Genomic DNA, 19243 nt, shown 5'->3' with positions numbered 1-19243 from the left:
TTTTTAACGTTGCCACTCGACTGGGTGCCCACAGACAAAGCCCTGGATATAGTCTACGCCCAGCTGAGTGAGTTTAATGCGAATCTCGTCACTTTCTACGCCAACCGCACAAACCTCCACGTTCGCCGCTTTGGCTAAACGAACACAGCTGGCGACAAGCTCGGCGTCAACAAGGTCAATAAGCATATTCTGAACCCAGAAACGATTCACCTTTATTTGCGTCAGCGGCAGCTGTCGTAATAACTGAAATGAATTATAGCTGCTGCCAAACTGATCCACCGCCGTTCCAATACCCAACTCTGTTAAATTTTTAAACAGCTGATACGTTTGGTCGAAGTGCTTAAAAGCATCGGGTTCAGACACTTCAAATACTAACTGATTAGGCTGAATAACCGAGTTTTTCAAAGCCGCTTCAATGAATTGAATAAAGCTTTCATCTTCGAGGCTTTGCGTCGACAAATTAATGTGGCAACGCCAGGTTCGGGTCGCTTCAAATGGATTCTCATTGAAGTGCTCAACGGCCTCTCGCACTAACCACCGGTCAGCTTTGCCCATAACTCCGGCTCTCAGCGCTGCTCGCAAAAACTGTTGGGGCGCAACAGGTTCATCTGTCGTTGAGTCGGGTAAGCGCAGCAGAAGTTCAATACAATGTTTGTCGGCATTACGGGCAGCGCTTATGATTGGCTGCGCAAACAATGCCCAGTTTTCTTCCCGCAACGCCTTTTTGAGTTTTTGCTCCCACTCTAATTCCGCCTCGCCTAATAGGCGCCTTTGATCGGCCTCACTGTATGAGTGCACTCGATAGTCACCTTGCTGCATAGCGAGTTTTAAAGCCTCACGACCTTGTCTTAGTAAGGTACTGGCAGACACTTCCGATGAGTCCGAATAAGCAATACCGGCATGGGCAGTGAGCTGATAAATACGTTTATCACTATTGAACCGGAACTCTTTACAATATTGCACTAAGCGATGCGCCTGAGCGAAAACGGACTGTTCGTCTTCGGTATTCAACAGTGCAATTTCATGCTCACTGATTCTTGCGATACGCGAATATTTCGGAGCTTTTCGCTTCAGATTGATTGCCAACTGCAAAATTGCCTGGTCTCGGGCATCGGTGCCCGCTTGATCCGCAATAATATCCAAGCCCGATAGTTTTATAATTGTTATGCAAACGGCTTTATTGGCGTCAAGCCGGGACTGTAGCAAGCGCCTGAATTCACGCACATTTAACAGGCCTGTGACAGCGTCATGATGCGCTAAAAAGTCCAGGTGAATTTCGGCTTCCATACGTTTAGTAACGTCGGTAATACGGCCTGTCTTGTCACCGAAATACTCAACATCTAACCAGATATTGCGGCCATCGATCCGGTCCACAGAAGTTAGCTGCCGTTTTCCTTCAATAACAAACCCCTTGGGCCAATGCGCTTTGATTTGGTCAAGCGAGTGAGCGGCGAGAATGTTTAGCATTTGCTGGTTAACCTGTTTAAACGAGCCGTCATCGTTCAGACGGAACCAACCCTCCCCGGTACGCTGTAACAACTGCCACAGTCGCCGCCTTAAGGTTTTTCTGTTCTTTTTGAGCCCGGCAATACGGCGCATCAACCGGTTAAGGCGATGCCTTTCCAGCGCCAACAAGAACATCATGACGGTTACTGTCATTGCGCTGTAAAGTAACAGGCCAGATATCCCTTCCCAGATAGGGTTATATCGGGGCGATATCAGCAGCCAAGCGACAATAACGGTTATCGCCAGTAAAAACGTTTGCCAGCGAAAGCCAGAAATCGGCTGCTTCTGGATACTTCTCAATACGACCACGGCAGTCCATATTAGTAAGCCGTTAACTTGAGCGATAACCAGTGCACTCTGCCAACGGTCATCCAGCCAGGGCAACCCAATGGTAAAACCTAATACGGCTGCCAAAACCACATACCCAATTCGATTGAACCGGGACAACCGGAAGCGAAACCGCCCCCACTCCCAAATGAACCAGGCCATGGTTAATATAAGCAGCTGACTCACATAAGTTTTTAATGATGCTGCGATATCAGGGGAGTAAGGTGAGAAATAAGTAATCCAGACCCCACTGTGCAATAGCAGAGACAAGGTAAATGCAGCACTCACACAACCAAACGTCAACAATAACCGACTTTTGAAAAGCTGCGCCGAGACAAAAGCAGCCAGCGCCAATAAAATAAGAATACCGGCGTTTACACCCAAGGCGGTTTGTTGTTGCTGTTGACGAAGCTCTAGTTCGGTCGACTGCCACAAACTGATGGTCGGCATTTGCTCCGGCCACTGCTGAACCGCAGTCACTAGCCAAACAGTTTTGTTCGCCGGTAAAGTCACCGGCAGCACCTGCTCATGAGATAAATGAGGACGCTGCATGAGAGGGGTTGAAAAGCTGTTGGACCGCTGACTCAGCATTGTGCCGTTGGTATCGAGCACAAAAACACTGACCGACTGTAAAAACGGGTCGCTGAACTTCACATAGAAAGTTTGTGAGCGGTTACTTCGGTTGTAAAGCGGAACACTACTCCAAATGTTCGGTTTTGTACCGGCGTAATTATGCTGGCTGAGCTCTTCTGAGCTTAACCAGCGCGACGGTTCATTAACGGCAAGCCTGTCAACCGGAACTGACGCATCGACGACGCGGTATTTAAAGTGCTGATTCAGAGTGACTTTCGAGGTTTGCGCAGACACGGAAACGGGCGTGCGAACTTCTGCACCCGCCAGCAGCGGAAGCAACAGTAACAACCATAGTGCGTGTTTAAAGATAGTCTGCATGTCGTAAGTTCTTTATAACCTCGTCACTCATACCTTCTAGTGCTTGTAACCAGACTGCGTCACAGATTTCTGAATAAAATAATAGCCAATGCTGGTTATTAATAGTCAGGCGCCAGCAAAACTGATCAGCCGCCACCTCTTTTTCCCGAATGTCAGCGTTAATCACATCGCATAAGGTCGCCACCCAGCTGTCAAGCTCGTGCTCGGCCGGTGTGTTTTTCAAGGTAACAACTGAGTTCTCTTGAGATTCAACCATTAAATAACTGTCGCTCACTTGCTCCGGCTAAAAACGCTTCAATAGCGCTCATAAATTCCTGACCATAACGAGCCAGTTTCACTTCACCAACACCATTGATATCCAACATGTCGGCGGCGGTTGTCGGATAATGAACACACATTTCCACCAATGCCGCGTCACTGAACACCACAAAAGGTGCCACTTGTTCTTTGTCCGCAATGTCTTTACGAAGTTTCCGCAAACGCCGGAAGAGTATTTTATTATAGTCGCCACGGTCGGTAATTCGGGTTTTAGTTGCAGTAAGCTCGAGCCTTGGTTTGGCTAACTCTAACGGCACTTCACCTTTTAACACCGGGCGCGCCGCCTCGGTCAGCTGTAAGGCCGCAAACCGACGAATATCCTGAATAATCAGCCCCCGGTGAATCAGTTGGCGCAATACCGAAAACCAATGCTCCTGTGGTTTTGCCTTACCGAGCCCGTAGGTGGTCAATGTGTCATGACCAAGCTCAAGGACTCGCTGAGCTTTGGAGCCTCGCAATACTTCAACCACATGGTTAATACCAAACTGTTGCCCCACACGGTAAACACAACTAAGCGCTTTTTGGGCGTCTTCCAGAGCGTCGTAACGAGTAGGCGGATCCAAACACAAATCACAGTTTCCGCACTCTTTATCGGAATACTCATTAAAGTAGTTCAATACGACAAGGCGGCGACAGGTCTGAGCTTCGGCCATGGCCTGCATGGCTGAGAACTTCTGCGCTTCCACGGCCCGACGCTGCTCATTATCGTGCTCGTCTATCATCCGGCGTATCCACTGCGCATCTCGCGGATCGTAAAGCATCATCGCTTCCGCTGGCAGACCGTCCCGTCCGGCTCGCCCGGTTTCCTGATAGTACGACTCGACGCTACGCGGAATATCAAAATGCACAACAAAACGAATGTTCGGCTTGTTGATACCCATACCAAACGCCACCGTGGCCACCACAACATCAATATCGTCACGCAGAAACTGCCGCAGGGTCGTTTCCTTGAGCGTATGCTCCAGCCCCGCATGATAAGGCGCCGCCCGAACGCCCGACTGCTGCAAACTTTCCGCCAGTTCTTCGGTTTTCTTGCGGCTACCACAATAAATGATACCGGCCACGCCTTTTTGTTTTTTGACGTAGTCTTTAACCTGCTTTAGCGGTTTATACTTTTCCTGAACCACGTAACGAATATTGGGGCGGTCAAATGAGCTGCGGTGCACTAATGGCGCACTCAAATGCAGCCGTTCAATAATGTCATGCTGGGTGGCTGAGTCCGCGGTGGCCGTTAAGGCCATAAAAGGTGTGTTCGGCAAATAGCTGCGCAACACACCCAGCTGACCATACTCTGGTCTGAAGTCATGCCCCCACTGGCTAATACAATGCGCTTCATCAACAGCGATAAACGACAGATTCAGCGTTTGTAAGCGTTCAATAAAACTCGGCTGCAAAATACGCTCAGGGCTAACGTACAGCAGTTTAATGTCGCCGCGCTGTAATGCCTGCAACGTGTTCATTGACTGTTCTGCTGATACACCTGAGTGCAAGGTCGCGGCGTTTATATCAAGCGCATTCAGTGCTTCCACTTGATCTTGCATGAGCGACAACAGCGGCGAAATAACCACGGCCACACCGTCGCTGCATATTGCCGGCAGCTGGTAACATAATGACTTACCACCGCCCGTCGGCATGAGCACCAGTGAATCGCGTCCGTCCAGAGCCGCGTCCATAATGTCTCTTTGGCCCTCACGAAACTCATGGTAACCAAAGACAGATTCAAGCTTCGACTGAAGCGGATCGTGCGCCAATTGTTCTGCAGTGCTGACAGCGGTACTACTCATGGTCGGCATCGTTTATTGACTTATGAAGTAACATCCTCTTATTGTAAGCGTCCTGTTCATTAATAACCATGCCCAAAATGGATACACAAACAATACTGACAAAAGTTTCCGACTTTATGAACACGCGGGTACCGTTTCAACAGTTACTTGGCTTTGAAATTACGGAATTTAACCCGGCACGTGGTGAGCTAAAGTTCCAATGGAAAGACGAGTTATTAGGCAATGTCCCACAACGCATTTTGCACGGTGGTGTCACCGCAACGGCGTTAGATACGGCAGGTGGTTTGGTGGCTATAGCGGGTATGGTTGACCGTTTAGAAGACCCCAGTGAAAGTTACCTAATGGAGCGCCTGAGTCGTTGTGGTACAATTGACCTTCGTGTTGATTTTCTTCGCCCAGGCCGGGGTAAAACTTTTATCGCCAGCGCCACGATTATTCGCTCGGGCAATAAAGTGGCGGTTGCCCGAATGGAACTGCATAACGAAGAAGGCACACACATCGCTTTTGGAACCGGCACCTACCTCGTCGGTTAAGCTCTGATTAAGGAAAGCCAGTATGTCCGATGACGCTGTTCGGGCCCGGCAAGGCGTTTTCTTCGCACTTGCCGCCTACACATTCTGGGGCGTTGCGCCTGTTTATTTCAAACTCGTAAAGCAAGTTCCGGCTTTTGAAATACTCGCTCACCGTATTATTTGGGCGTTTTTAATGGTCTTTGTGTTAATTGTTGCGATGAAGCGGCTGGACCGAATTCGCCCCATTCTAAAAAGCCGTAAGTTAGTCATTCGACTCACACTGGCCACTTGTCTGCTTGGTGGTAACTGGTTTTTGTTCATCTGGGCAGTTAACAGCAACCACATGCTGGATGCCAGCCTTGGTTATTACATTAACCCCTTGCTGAATGTCGCCATTGGCATGATCTTTTTCTCTGAACGTATGCGCCGCCTGCAACTGGTCGCTATCGGTTTAGCCGTGGTTGGTGTGGCTATTCAGGTCATTACCTTTGGTTCAGTACCGTGGGTGGCTTTGGCACTGGCCTCCAGCTTCGCTACCTATGGAGCGATCCGTAAGCGTTTGCCTGTCGACTCCATTAGTGGGTTGTGGCTGGAAACCGCGATACTGCTGCCAGTTATGCTGATTTATCTGTTCGGGTTTGCAAGCTCAGCAACGAGTGACTTAACGACCAACCCATGGACACTCAACTTATTGCTGGTGGCAGCCGGGCTTGTCACGACCATTCCGCTACTGTGCTTTACCGCAGCCGCGCAACGGCTCCGTTATGCAACCTTAGGCTTTTTTCAGTACATTGCACCAACGCTTATGTTCATACTAGCGGTCGCTATTTACGGCGAGCCTCTGGATGAGAGTAAGCTGGTCACATTTATTATTATCTGGAGTGCACTGGCACTGTATAGCTTTGACTCTATTATACAGCGCCAGCGAGATAGAAAAGCGAAGAAATTAGCTTCAGCTGAGGCTGGCATCCATTGAGATGTCAGCGTTTAGCACCTTGCTGACCGGACAACCTTCTTTCGCGTTGTTTGCCAACTCCTGAAACTTGTCCTCGCTAATATCCGGAATACTGGCTTTTACCGTCAGATGAATTTTATCAATCGCAAAGCCGCCGTCTTGCTCTACCAGAGAGACCTCTGCTTTTGCATCAATATTGTCCGGCTCATAACCCGCTTCTCCCAGCATTAAGGAAAACGCCATGGCGTAACAGCCCGCATGAGCGGCACCTATAAGCTCTTCAGGGTTGGTGCCTTTGCCGTCTTCAAAGCGACTTTTAAACGAGTACTGGGTTTTGTCCAATATGCCGCTTTGTGTTGATACGACACCTGAACCTTCTTTAATACTGCCTTTCCACTGTGCATTTGCAGTGCGTTTCATAAAGCACCTCCAAATTTTCATGTATGTACTATAAACATAGTTGAAGAATGCACTTTTTGATCACTACTTTACACTTAGAACACAGGATCCAACCGAGCGTAAGCAACAACTAACCACTTGCTGCCCACATTGTCGAAGTTAATTTGAACACGTGACTGCGGGCCAGTACCTTCATAATTGAGCACGGTGCCTTCCCCAAATTTCGGGTGGCGAACGCGCTGACCCAGTGTGTAGCCGGTCTGATCAAAAGCTTCATGGCTGGCCGCGTTATTAAAACGGCTATAGCTCGAGGGCTTTTCAACACTGGTTTGCGCACGAACTTCGTGTAGCGTATCGGGTGGGATTTCCGCAATAAACCGGCTGATTCTGTGAAACAACTCCTGTCCATAAATACGGCGCTGCTCTGCGTAAGTAAGCACTAACTTTTGCATTGCTCGAGTCATGCCGACGTAACAAAGACGACGCTCTTCTTCGAGCCTGCCTGGCTCATCCATCGACTGCTGCGACGGGAACATACCTTCCTCAACGCCCGTCATGAACACCAAAGAAAATTCCAGACCTTTGGCGCTGTGTAAGGTCATTAGCTGGACCGCATCCTGATACTCATCCGCTTGCTCTTCACCCGCTTCTAAGGCTGCATGTGCCAGAAACGCGTTAAGTGGCGTCATTTCCTCTTCAGCGTCATCGAGCGTGAAGTTTTCACACGCAGTAACCAGCTCTTTCAAGTTTTCTACTCGTGTTTCTGCTTTTTCGCCTTTTTCTGCCTCGTACATGGCCATTAAGCCGCTTTTCTTTATAACTTCGTCACTTAAGCGGCCTAAGCTGAATTCTTCGGTTTCATCATCCAGCTCTTCAATAAAGTCGAGGAAGCTGCCTACTGCGTTTCGCGCACGTCCGGCCAACTGCTTTTCGTTCACCATGTACTTAGCCGCATTCCACAATGACTCAGCGCGCTCCCGTGACGCCTGACGAATAATGTCCATGGTGCGCCCGCCAATGCCACGGGCAGGGGTATTAATGACACGTTCAAGCGCTGCATCATCGTCCCGGTTACCTAAAATTCTCAAGTAAGCCAGCGCGTCCTTAATTTCCTGACGCTCGAAGAAGCGCAAACCACCATAAATACGATACGGCAGCCTTGCATGCAGCAAAGCCTCTTCTAAGATGCGCGATTGTGCATTACTTCGGTACAAAATGGCGACATCTTGCAGCGAATTACCTTTATCTCGCCAGCCTTCAATTTGTGAAACGATGTAACGCGCCTCATCCATTTCATTAAAGCCTGCATACAGGCTGATGGGCTCGCCTTCATTCCCCTCAGTCCATAAGTCTTTACCCAAACGGCCGGAGTTATTAGAAATGACGGAGTTTGCCGCTTTCAAAATAGTACTGGTTGAACGGTAGTTCTGTTCCAGACGAATGGTTTGTGCGCCGGCAAAGTCTTCTAAGAACTGATGAATGTTCTCAACTTTGGCGCCACGCCAGCCATAAATAGATTGGTCGTCATCACCGACAATGGTCACGCTGTTCTGCGCCCCAGCTAACAACCTCACCCAGGCATACTGGATGGAGTTGGTGTCCTGAAACTCGTCCACCAAAATATGACGAAAGCGGTTTTGATAATGCTCCCGAACGATTCGGTTATTTCTCAGCAGCTCATGCGCCCTTAGCAACAGTTCGGCAAAATCGACCAAACCAGCGCGATCACAGCTTTCCTGGTACAGCTGGTAAATTTCTTTCAATGTCTGCTCGGTTGGGTCGTAAGTTTCTATATGCTCGGCCCGTAACCCTTCGTCTTTTTTGCCGTTGATGTACCACTGAGCTTGTTTTGCCGGCCAGCGCTTGTCGTCTAAGTTGAGGCTTTTTATCAGGCGTTTAATCAGTCGCTGCTGGTCATCACTGTCGAGTATTTGAAAATTCTGAGGCAGCCCGACATCCATATAATGCGCTCGTAACAATCTATGCGCTAAACCATGGAAGGTACCAATCCACATGCCTCGCACGGAGCTGCCCACCAGCTGCTCAACACGGCCACGCATTTCCGCCGCCGCTTTGTTGGTAAAAGTGACCGCTAAGATACTGAACGGAGAATAGTTTTGCTGTTGAATGAGCCAGGCAATACGGTGTACTAACACCCTTGTTTTACCACTTCCGGCGCCAGCCAGCACCAACATATGCCCGTCGGGTGCCGATACAGCTTGCTGCTGCCTTTCATTCAGTTCTGCCAGAAGAGGGTGTGTACTCATTAACGTTCACCTGATGTATTCAATTCAAAGATCTGCCGCCAGTGTAATAACGAATCACTGTATAAGCAACCAGTAGTGTCGTGTCAGGGCCTTTTACGAAAGCAGTAACGACGTAAGCTGGGCTAAGTCATCTATTTTGACGGTCGGTAATATCGACAGATGTTGTGGTCGTCCCAAACCAGAGGTCAGCCATACCGACTGCCAGCCATGCCGCTGCGCACCAAGCACATCGGAATAGGGGTGGTCACCCACATGGAGAAACTCCTCTGGCTTAATCGCCGGGAAGTGTTGCTGCGCCTTTAAAAACATGTCTGGCAATGGCTTACCTCGAACGCCATTTCCCGGCTGCACGATTAAACTGAAATAGTCGGACAAGCCTATTTTTCGAGTATCCACATTGCCATTACTCAACGCAATAAGCTCATATCGCTCGGCTAATTGTTGCAATAGCTCAAGGCTTTCTTTTGGCGGCTCGAAGTTACTTCTGTGCAGTAAAAAATGATCCATAATATCGTGCGCATGCGCCGTCGCATTCACAATACCAAATTGCTCTAACCCCTGCTGTAATGTCCGAATACGCAATTCTGTCATATCACTGGCAAGCGCCGGATCACTCTGACTGACTTTGTCTCTTAATTGCCGCCAGTGATTCACGTCCCATTGCGAGGTTTCCGGAAATTTGTCGACAATGTACTGCTGAACAGAACGCTCAGCAGTTTGCATCACCGGCACATTGTCGTACAGCGTGTCATCAAGGTCGAAACTAATGACTTTAGGCGGCTGCCACCGACGAAAAAACTGCATAAAAGAAAACTCCCGATGCCTTTATTTTTTGCGAGCTCTGGGGTGAGCATTGTCGTATACGCTAGCCAGTCGCTGAAAGTCTAAGTGCGTATAAACCTGCGTTGTGGATAAATTGGCGTGCCCCAGCATTTCCTGCACAGCGCGTAAATCACCGCTTGCTTCCAGCATGTGCGATGCAAACGAATGTCTTAATTTGTGCGGGTGTAAGTCACCGACGACACCTTGCTGTTGTCCCCAGTGATTCAACCGCTGTTGAACCGTTCTTGGGCTAATGCGTTGTAACCGCTTACTAATAAACAACGCTAACTCGGGCTTATCCACAAGCCATGCCTGTCTTACTTTCAACCACTGCTTTAACGCTTTTTCAGCACACCGGCCAAATGGTACTATGCGCGTTTTACTGCCTTTACCGGTCACTCTTAGCTGCATCATACGATGGTCGATATCATCCCGGTTCAGACTGACCAACTCAGCCAACCGAATGCCGCTGGCGTATAGCAACTCCATCATAGCCGCATCGCGAATCGCGATTTCGTCGTCATGGGGCAAGTCTAGTAAATGGGAGATGCTATCGACATCAAGGTTTTTCGGTAGCCTTTTAGGAATTTTAGGCGCAGAAACTGATGTCGCGGGATTATCATCTAACGCATCCGACTCAACTAAAAACTGACAGAAAGTTCGCCACGCAGACAGCTTTAACGCGATACTGCGCTCACCAAGTCCTGAGCGCCTCCAGCCAACCAGTAAGCGCTCGATGACAGGCACTCTCAGTTGCTTCGGATCCGTAATTGTCTGCTGCTCAAGCTCGCTAAGGTCGGCGGTGATGAGCCTGTCGTAATTTTTAAGCGTTAATTCGGCGAGGCCACGCTCGCCGCGTAACTGTTGTAACCACTTTTGTTGCCACTCAAGCAGCGTCATGGCGTTTAATAAGCTCCGGCAAAACAGCGCCCAACAATGCCTGCAGCTGCTTAATCAGCAGTTTATCCATTGCAGGCTCAAAGTGTCCTGCGCTGCTGCTGCCTACCGCTAACATACCGAGTTCACCGTTTTCACCGAGCAACAACAGAGCCACAGACTGAATACTCTCATCGTTAAACAAAAGCTTATGCTCTTGCTCGGTTAGCCGTCCTAAGTAGATGGACTCGTCACTAAAGCGCTTACTCAGTAGTTGCTTATGAGTATCAGACGCAAAAGTGTATTGTTCATCGAGCTCTACCGGGCTTTCAAAGAACTTGAGCGTCAACACCGGCATATCGAGTTCATTTTCAAACGTGTTTTTCAATTGCGAGAGCACGTCGCTCAAGCTGTCACAACGCAAAAGCTGAACATAAAGGTTACTGTAGGCGTTAAAAATGGCTTCGTTACGACGAGCGTTAATCATCAACTCGGTAATTTCTTCTTCCAGCTGCTGAACTCGTTGTCTGAGTTTTTGTTGCTGTCTTTCAATTAACGACACCGCGCCTTTTTCACTGTGGCGGAATTGCAGTTGCGCCAACAGGTCTTCATTGCGCGTGAAAAAATCAGGGTTTTCCTGCAAATACTCGCGTATCAGGCTGTCGTCAATTTTCTCGTTTAACATCGAGTTTAATTCGTTACTCATAACACCATCTGTCCATCGTAAATCAGCTCTGCCGGACCCGTCATTTTAACAGGCTGCCCTTGTTGCCAGCGAATCAGTAAGTCACCGCCGGGTAAAGACACTTTTACCCGTTCGTTTAATAAGCCTTGCTGTATGCCTGCAACTGCTGCGGCACAAGCACCACTACCACAAGCCTGAGTTTCCCCAACACCACGTTCAAAGACACGAAGCTTGATTTCATCGGCGGAAAGCTGCTGCATAAAACCAACGTTCACACTTTCAGGGAAGCGCTCATGCGCTGCCACAGCTGCGCCTAACGTATCCACCGGTGCTGTATCAACGCTATCAACGGCGATAACACAGTGTGGATTACCCAAGCCAACAACACCACACATCACCGTTTCATCATTCACTCGCAGAACGTAAGTTTGCTCCGCTTTTTGAGCTTTGAAGGGCACTTGGGCGGGCTCAAACAAGGGCTCTCCCATATCTACCGTGACCTGGCCATCTTTTTCCAAATGCAGAACCATTTTGCCCGCTTTAGTACTGACTTTCAGATGATTTTTGTTGCTCAGACCTTTGGCTTTAACAAACTTTGCAAAACAGCGAGCACCGTTTCCACACTGGGAAACCTCGCTACCATCGGCATTAAATATGCGGTAATGAAAGTCTAAGTCAGGGTCATAAGGAGGCTCGACTAACAGCAGTTGATCAAAACCGATACCGGTATGCCGATTGGCCCACTGACGGATTTGATCAGGGTTCACATATAAGTTTTGTGTGACATTATCGACGACCATAAAGTCATTGCCGAGTCCGTGCATTTTAGAAAAGTGCAATAACATAATTAGATGTAATCCTTATCTAGCAAATGCTCGCCACGAATAAGATCGTCAAAGTTTTCACGTTCTCTGACCAAACGTGCATCACTTCCGGACACCATGACTTCTGCCGGTCGCCCGCGCGAATTATAGTTTGACGCCATTGTGAAACCATAAGCGCCGGCGTGTTTTACCGCAAGAATATCATCCTGAACGACATTCAAATGCCGCGCATGCCCAAGAAAGTCACCGGTTTCGCAAACAGGCCCGACAATATCGCTAATTTGCGGTGCTTCGTCGTTTTTCTCTTTAACGGGAACGATGTCATGCCAGGCTTGGTACAACGAGGGTCTCAACATATCGTTCATGCCCGCATCGACTAACACAAACCGCTTTTCCTCTGATGCTTTAATGTATTCCACCGACGTCAGTAATACACCCGCGTTTGCGGCTATCGCCCGTCCAGGCTCAAGCATCATCGTCACATCCGGAAAATCCTTTGCCATCTCAACCAGTTGGTTCAGGTAGCGCGATTTATCCAAAGGTGCTTCGTTTTGGTACGACACACCAAAACCACCGCCTAAATCAAGGTGGGTTAGCTCAATGCCCTCTTTTTTCAGATCCAGCACTAACTCAAACATTAGCTTGGCGGCATCTAAAAACGGCTCGGGCGTCATAATTTGTGAGCCAATATGACAATCAGCTCCAATCAGCCGAATATTAGGTAACTCCGCGGCCTTCTTAAATACGGCTCGGGATTGTTTCATACCGATTCCGAATTTATTGGCTTTCATTCCGGTTGAAATGTACGGATGTGTTTTTGCATCAACATCCGGGTTCACTCTGAGCGACACCGGCGCCTGCTTATTCATGGCGGCGGCAATATCCTGAATACGCTCAAGCTCGGCTTCCGATTCCACATTAAAACAGCCGATACCGGTTTCCAGCGCTAAAATAATTTCATCTTTTGACTTGGCAACGCCGGAGAAAACAATGCTTTCTGGCTTGCCGCCAGCCGCAAGCACACGCAGTAACTCACCGCCGGAAACGATATCAAAACCCGCGCCCTGATGAGCCAGCACCTGCAAAACCGCGAGGTTGCTATTGGCTTTTACGGCGTAGCATAGCTTGTGTGGATTCGGCCAGTGCTGCTGAAACTGTTGCCAGTTCGATACCAACTGAGCTTTTGAATACACATACAGTGGCGAACCAAACCGCTCCACCAAACGTTGACAACTGATATCCTCAACATGAAGTTGATTATTTTTATAAGAAATGGACTCACTCATTTGTCAGTATCCGTTGGTGCCGTTTCCATATCATTTTTTTCAGGCATTGGCGCTGGCTCAAGCGGCCCTTTTTGACCACAACCGACCACAATCATAAAAACCGTGGTTAATACCAGCGTCTTGATTACAATTCGACTAAACATCGCTAAACTATGACTATTCTCTTAAGGGTTCTATAGTGTCTATCATCGCACCCGAGCCCGAAAAAGTCATTAAGCGTTGTAAGGAAAACCATGACTCAAACTGTAAGAATTGCAACACGTAAAAGTAAGCTGGCGTTATGGCAGGCTGAGCACATTCAGCAGCGTCTTGAAGAGCTACACCCGGGGCTCACGGTAGAGCTTTTACCAATGTCCACAAAAGGCGACGTAATTCTCGATACGCCATTAGCCAAAATTGGCGGCAAGGGCTTGTTTGTCAAAGAGCTGGAAGTTGCCATGCTTGAGGGTCGAGCCGATATTGCGGTACACAGCATGAAAGACTTACCCGTTGAGTTTCCTGACGGTTTAGAGCTGCATACTATTTGCGAACGTGAAGATCCGCGCGACGCCTTTGTTTCAGGTAAGTACAACAACTTAGACGAAATGCCGGAGGGGGCGGTTGTCGGTACTTGTAGTTTGCGCCGCCGCTGTCAGGTCATGGAACAGTTTCCGCACTTAGCGATTAAAGACTTACGCGGTAACGTACAAACGCGTTTGCGCAAACTTGATGACGGTGAGTTTGATGCCATTATTTTAGCTGCATCAGGGCTTATTCGTCTGGACCTCGGTGACCGTATTACATCGTTCATTCCCGTCGAGCAGTCATTGCCAGCGAATGGGCAGGGCGCACTAGGTATTGAATGTCGCAGCGACGATGAAGCCATGAAGCAACTTCTTCAGCCTCTCCAATGTGAGGAAACCCGTATACGAGTGCTGGCTGAACGAGCTATGAACCGTCGTCTTGAGGGCGGCTGCCAGGTGCCTATTGGCGCTTACGCTGAACTCAGCGACGATCACATCTATTTGAGAGGGCTAGTCGGCGACCCGGATGGAAAACAAGTTTTACGAGACGAAATAGAAGGTCCGGCAGCAGAAGCGGAAGCTCTGGGTAAAGAGTTGGCCGAGCGCTTACTGGCGAAGGGCGCAGGGGATATTTTGTCGGCGGTATATGACAGCGATGCTGAACAATAAAAAAGCGGTTTTACTACTACGCCCTGAAGAACGCTCACAGCATATCTCTGACGGGCTAACTCAGGCAGGCATCCGCCATTTTATTCACAGTTTTATTCGGGTAGCACCCGTTGCAGTGGATAAAAGTGACGTTCAGCGCGTTAATAGAACCGCCTGGGACGGTATTATTCTAGTCAGCAAAACGGCCGTTGATTATGCGTTGGAAAGTGGCTTTAACGTTAAACAAAGCCGATACTTTGCGGTGGGATCCAGCACCGCAAGGTACGCAGCGGATAAACTTAAGGTACCCGTTACAAGTCCGGCCTTTGCGCATCGATCAGAAGGGTTGCTGGCACTACCTGAACTCAACGATGTTAGTGGTCAGAAGTGGTTAATTATAAGAGGCATTGGTGGGCGTGAGGTACTTTCAGAGCACCTGAAAATGCACGGCGCTGATGTCAGTTACTGGGAAGTTTATGAGCGACGACCGGTTCCGCTCTCGGATGCTTCAGTTGTGGATAAATGGATGTCATCGGTCGACACCATTGTGGTCACTAGCGCCGAGCAACTGAATTATTTTTTGTCAGAGCTACCGGAATCGGCAAGCCAATGGCTGGAAAGCTGCCACTGGGTGGTCCCCAGTGAACGTCTGAAAAGTTTGATTCCCATTAAACAATCAGCCAGTATCGAAGTCACAGAAAGTGCATCAGATGCTATTATTTTAGATGCGCTTGTAGCAAACGGAAACGCACACATGAACAGCGAAGATACGACAAACGAACAGCATGTAGAGTCACCAGTAGAGACAGAGAAAGACGAAACCGTGACGGCCAAGAAAAGCAGCCGGCGTTTTTTCAAGCGATTGCTATGGCTTATGATTTTGATTGCGATAGTCGCTGCCGCCTATTATGGGTATACGCGTTTCCCGAGTCTTTTCTCAGCGAGCGATAGTCATCAAGTTGCCTCATCAGAGCAGCAGCTTGCTGAGCACCCCCCAAAAGAAATGGATCCACTGGAGAATCGACTTCAACAGTTGGAGCAATCTCTCTCTAACTTTGAACGTCAGTTACAGGAGACGCCTAATTCTCAAGATCTGAATAAACTATCTCATTCAGCACAGCAATTGCGCGAAGACTACTTAGAGCTCCGCTCTGGTTTAGACAATCTGCGTGATGAAGTGCGTCAGAGCCCGGCCGACCGCGCTGCTCATTGGCGTTTACTTGAAATAAAACAAATGCTCGCAACGGCAGCTCGTCTGCTGTGGGTACAGGAAGATTATGCATTGGCCAATAAGCTGCTTCGCTTAGCTGACGACCAACTCTCAGGCATGGACAGCCGCGAAGCACTTCGTACTCGTGAGTTACTGGCCAAGGACATCGAAAAAGTGGCTGCACTGTCTTCAACCAATAACACCGACTTGGTCATGACCTTAATCGGCTTGCAAGATCGCGTGGACAGTTTGCCTGACACGATTAACAACGAATACCGTATTGAAGCGGATAATAATGAAAACACCGCTTCCGGGGACAATTGGCAAGCCAATTTAGAGTTGAACTGGAACGACTTTCTGGATAACTTTATCCGTATTCAGCCTGTCGAATCCGACCCGGAGCCGCTGTTAAACAAAGCACACAGAGCCGCAATTAATGCTCGTATTTCGCTGACATTCACACTGGCACAAGACGCGGCTCTAAAGGGTAATGATGAGCTCTTTAAACGATATATCAGCCAATTACCGACACTCATTAGCCTGGTAAAAGGCGACAGTGCGGCAACCCGTGATGTGATCACTCGACTTGAAAGCCTTGAGAAGACGCCTAAGACACAGTCGACCGTCGAGAGCCTGGAGTCGCTGGACTTTATCAGCCGGGCAATTGAACAAGGGGATGCGCTATGAAGTGGTTAATTGCGCTCGTTGTTTTATTGATTATTGGAGCTATATTAGGCCCTACTGCGTCTGGAAACGCTGGTTATGTCCTCATTCAGTTCGCTGGTTGGTCTATTGAAGCGACCGTTGTCGGGCTTATTGTTGTCGTTGTTGCTGTTGCTTTAATTGCGACCGTTGTCATATCCATTTTGCGCAGGCTGCTCAGTAAAACTCAAAAGGGCGCCGCATGGTTTTCGAATCGCTCAGACAGAAAGGCCAAACAGCTTTACGATGAGGGTATTCGGTTATTGCTAGATGATTCTGCAGAAGAAGCCTCATTACGCTTTGCATCGTCCTATAAAAAGCGACCGACACAAGAAACAGCGGCAATGGCAGCCTTGGCATCCTGTTTAGCGAAAGACACTGGAAAGGCGCAGTACTGGCATGAGGAGGCAGGGCGCTTTACCAAAGGCTCGGACACGTTACTGAGCATTTTAAAAGTCTCTCAACAAGTGAATAACGATCCCCACGGTGCCGATACAGCGGTTCAAGAGCTACTGGATAAACATCCGAATTCTGCGCATGTCGCCTTCCTGGCGAAAACAACCTATAAAGCATCGGGTAATTATAAAGCCCTTAAAGACCTGCTCCCTAAACTAAAACAGCACTCCGAGTTGAGCCCCGCGGAGTTTGAACGACTGGAGTATGACGTTTATTTAGATTACTTCGTATCGATTGGCCGGAATGGCAACGATGCACTAAAAGACGCGTGGCAAAGCCTTTCAAGCAAACAACGCGGAGACGCAACGACTCGTCTGGCTTACGCGGCTGCGTTAAAGCATTTAGGCGAGCAGGAGCTGTCTGCGAAAGTGATATTGAAGGGTCTTAAAAGGGAAGACATCCATCCGTCAGGTGTTAATACACTGAAGCTATTTAACGGCAAGTACGCAAAACTGGTTGAATTCGTTCAAGAAAAGCTGAAGCAGAATCCGGATGATAAAGATTATTTGTATGCGTTTGCTTTAATCGCAATGGATAATCAAGATTATTCATTAGCCCAACGGGCTCTTAAAAAACTGGTAGATATAGAGCCTAGTGCTAAGACTTATCGCTTACTTGGTGACGCGTACTATGCGCTAGGGGATAGCCAATTAGCTGCTAACGCTTATAAACAAGCGTTAGCAGACTAAGTTTAACAGGCGTGTTTTATTGACGAACGCCTTCAATTGAAAGCTCCAGTTCGACTTCTTTAGCGGCTGGGCCAAGGTTGTAGTCGATATTGTAGTCAGCCAAGGTTAAGTCAACTTCGCCGTGGAAACCGCGGCGAAAACCACCCCAAGGATCTTCACCAGCACCAACGTGCTCAACTTCAATAGCAATTTCTTTGGTAACGCCATTTAAAGTAAAGTCACCATAAAGTGTACCTTCGCCTTTATCATTCTCATCAGGCACGTACTTGGTGCTCTTAAAGGTTGCCTGAGGGAATTCAGAAACATTTAAAAAGTCTTCGCTACGTAAGTGCTTATCACGCTCAGCGTGGTTTGTATCAACGCTGGCAGTATCTATAGTCACGTTCACTGACGCATTTTCAGGAGCGTTTTCATCATAGCTAAAGTTCCCTTCAAAGTCGTTGAAGCGACCATATAACCAGCTATAGCCAAGGTGACTAATCTTAAACTCGATAAAAGCATGCTGCCCTTCAATATCGATTTTATAGTCTTCAGCTAATGTGGATGTACTGAACATAGCGGTGCTCGCGATAGCCGCTACTAGTAATGTCTTTTTCATAATTATTTCCTCTTTGATTTTCCAAACATACGAATCAGAGTCGTATCTCGATTTATAAAGTGGTGCTTTAATGCGGCCAAACCGTGACCACCCGCTAAAATCACCAGTGCTAATGCCGAATACCAATGCACTTCGCCTGCAATGTCTTCTTGACCGGGTATATCACTTAACGTTGCCGGGACTGAAAACAGATCAAAAACCGATATAGAGCTACCGTCAGCCGTTGATATCAAATAACCACTTATCATCACGGTGAACAACAAGAGATACAGCAGTCCGTGTCCAATTTTTGCACCGACGACTTCAATCTTTGTTCCTTGTGGTGCAGGCTTTGTATTGGTTATTACCCATAACACTCGGAGAATGGTAATAATCAGTAAACAAATACCAAATGATTTATGCCACCAGGGACCTAATCGATACCATTGATCGTAATAGGTTAACGTGAGCATCCACCAACCCAGGGCAAACAAACCAAACACTATGACAGCGGATAGCCAGTGTATAATGACACTTACTAATCCATATCGTTGTTGCGAGTTTTGAAGCATTAGAACCTTCCTTATCGATATGCATACAGTTTAGTTCAATATTTCACTTTAGAAATTAATTATAAATGGGATGGGATCTTCGATTTAATAGAATATAGTAGCGTTATGCTATTACATTAATTGAGGTGGTTAAGATTTTTAGCATGAGCAAGCCATTGGGCTGGCTTAGCATTGCAGCTGAGGTGGTCGCCTCAGGCTATCGAGAGGCAGTGGAGCAGGCATAAAAAAAGCCCCCAGCGTCAGCTGAGGGCTTCTTCGATTTGAAGTCTGGCCAAGGTTTCGCAGAGCTCAACCTGTTCAGCGGGATAAAGCCAAATGGTTGGCTTTACCGGGGACCCGCTTCTCCCTACTCTCAGTAGGCCACCACCAGAAAT

The 19243-nt window shown here is 48.2% G+C and carries 18 protein-coding genes; 5 read left to right on the top strand and 13 right to left on the bottom strand.

The window, feature by feature from the left end:
- Positions 1-3: 3 nt before the first annotated feature.
- The 3 genes from EST55_RS10790 to recQ are packed head-to-tail and all read right to left on the bottom strand — an operon-like array spanning position 4 to position 4886.
- Positions 4-2784: an EAL domain-containing protein gene (locus EST55_RS10790; protein ID WP_129497467.1), complete on the bottom strand. Its 2781-nt coding sequence runs from the start codon at positions 2782-2784 to the stop codon at positions 4-6.
- A complete protein-coding gene (locus EST55_RS10785; RefSeq protein ID WP_240665301.1) occupies positions 2768-3058 on the bottom strand; it encodes a DUF3630 family protein in 291 nt (96 codons plus the stop codon). The genes EST55_RS10790 and EST55_RS10785 overlap by 17 nt, the downstream gene beginning before the upstream one ends.
- Positions 3033-4886: a DNA helicase RecQ gene (recQ, locus tag EST55_RS10780; RefSeq protein WP_129497466.1), complete on the bottom strand. Its 1854-nt coding sequence runs from the start codon at positions 4884-4886 to the stop codon at positions 3033-3035. Before recQ ends, EST55_RS10785 begins: the two co-directional genes overlap by 26 nt.
- A 77-nt stretch (positions 4887-4963) precedes the next feature.
- Between recQ and EST55_RS10775 the strand changes: the two genes are divergently transcribed.
- Positions 4964-5419: a thioesterase family protein gene (locus EST55_RS10775; protein ID WP_176764954.1), complete on the top strand. Its 456-nt coding sequence runs from the start codon at positions 4964-4966 to the stop codon at positions 5417-5419.
- 22 nt (positions 5420-5441) lie between these two features.
- Entirely contained in the window at positions 5442-6374 is a 933-nt protein-coding gene (gene rarD / locus EST55_RS10770) for an EamA family transporter RarD (RefSeq protein ID WP_129497465.1), read from the top strand.
- Here the strand turns inward: rarD and EST55_RS10765 are convergent.
- The 8 genes from EST55_RS10765 to EST55_RS12375 all read right to left on the bottom strand — a co-directional run bounded on the left by EST55_RS10765 (position 6351) and on the right by EST55_RS12375 (position 13607).
- Positions 6351-6773 (bottom strand): OsmC family protein, encoded by a 423-nt coding sequence (locus EST55_RS10765; RefSeq protein ID WP_129497464.1) that lies wholly within the window; start codon positions 6771-6773, stop codon positions 6351-6353. The two genes, rarD and EST55_RS10765, sit on opposite strands and share 24 nt — an antisense overlap.
- 74 nt (positions 6774-6847) lie before the next feature.
- Entirely contained in the window at positions 6848-9019 is a 2172-nt protein-coding gene (uvrD, locus tag EST55_RS10760; protein ID WP_129497463.1) for a DNA helicase II, read from the bottom strand.
- A 93-nt stretch (positions 9020-9112) separates the two neighbouring features.
- Positions 9113-9823: an HAD-IA family hydrolase gene (locus EST55_RS10755; protein ID WP_129497462.1), complete on the bottom strand. Its 711-nt coding sequence runs from the start codon at positions 9821-9823 to the stop codon at positions 9113-9115.
- A gap of 21 nt (positions 9824-9844) precedes the next feature.
- Positions 9845-10741, bottom strand: coding sequence for a tyrosine recombinase XerC (locus tag EST55_RS10750; protein ID WP_129497461.1), 897 nt, complete (start codon positions 10739-10741; stop codon positions 9845-9847).
- Positions 10728-11423, bottom strand: coding sequence for a DUF484 family protein (locus tag EST55_RS10745; RefSeq protein WP_053953471.1), 696 nt, complete (start codon positions 11421-11423; stop codon positions 10728-10730). Before EST55_RS10745 ends, EST55_RS10750 begins: the two co-directional genes overlap by 14 nt.
- Complete coding sequence (gene dapF / locus EST55_RS10740) at positions 11420-12247, bottom strand: diaminopimelate epimerase (RefSeq protein WP_100691167.1); 828 nt, start codon at positions 12245-12247, stop codon at positions 11420-11422. The genes EST55_RS10745 and dapF overlap by 4 nt, the downstream gene beginning before the upstream one ends.
- Before the next feature lie 2 nt (positions 12248-12249).
- Positions 12250-13512: a diaminopimelate decarboxylase gene (gene lysA / locus EST55_RS10735; protein WP_129497460.1), complete on the bottom strand. Its 1263-nt coding sequence runs from the start codon at positions 13510-13512 to the stop codon at positions 12250-12252.
- Positions 13509-13607, bottom strand: coding sequence for a lipoprotein (locus EST55_RS12375; RefSeq protein WP_232709868.1), 99 nt, complete (start codon positions 13605-13607; stop codon positions 13509-13511). The genes lysA and EST55_RS12375 overlap by 4 nt, the downstream gene beginning before the upstream one ends.
- Before the next feature lie 138 nt (positions 13608-13745).
- On the opposite strand from EST55_RS12375, the gene hemC reads away from it, so the two are divergent.
- From hemC to EST55_RS10720, 3 genes are read left to right on the top strand one after another with little or no spacing between them, the layout of a single operon-like run.
- Entirely contained in the window at positions 13746-14684 is a 939-nt protein-coding gene (gene hemC / locus EST55_RS10730; protein ID WP_129497459.1) for a hydroxymethylbilane synthase, read from the top strand.
- Complete coding sequence (locus EST55_RS10725; RefSeq protein ID WP_129497458.1) at positions 14662-16560, top strand: uroporphyrinogen-III C-methyltransferase; 1899 nt, start codon at positions 14662-14664, stop codon at positions 16558-16560. Before hemC ends, EST55_RS10725 begins: the two co-directional genes overlap by 23 nt.
- The gene (locus EST55_RS10720; protein WP_129497457.1) at positions 16557-17720 is read left to right on the top strand and encodes a heme biosynthesis HemY N-terminal domain-containing protein; all 1164 of its coding nucleotides are present in this window, start codon (positions 16557-16559) and stop codon (positions 17718-17720) included. The genes EST55_RS10725 and EST55_RS10720 overlap by 4 nt, the downstream gene beginning before the upstream one ends.
- Positions 17721-17736: 16 nt before the next feature.
- Here the strand turns inward: EST55_RS10720 and EST55_RS10715 are convergent, their stop codons facing one another.
- Entirely contained in the window at positions 17737-18318 is a 582-nt protein-coding gene (locus tag EST55_RS10715; RefSeq protein WP_129497456.1) for a YceI family protein, read from the bottom strand.
- A 2-nt stretch (positions 18319-18320) separates the two neighbouring features.
- Positions 18321-18869 (bottom strand): cytochrome b, encoded by a 549-nt coding sequence (locus tag EST55_RS10710; RefSeq protein WP_129497455.1) that lies wholly within the window; start codon positions 18867-18869, stop codon positions 18321-18323.
- Positions 18870-19243 lie beyond the last annotated feature (374 nt).

The sequence above is a fragment of the Idiomarina sp. 29L genome (genome assembly GCF_004123135.1).
GTDB lineage: Bacteria > Pseudomonadota > Gammaproteobacteria > Enterobacterales > Alteromonadaceae > Idiomarina.
Note: the sequence above shows the minus strand (reverse complement) of the source record. Positions and strands in the feature narration are given on the sequence as shown.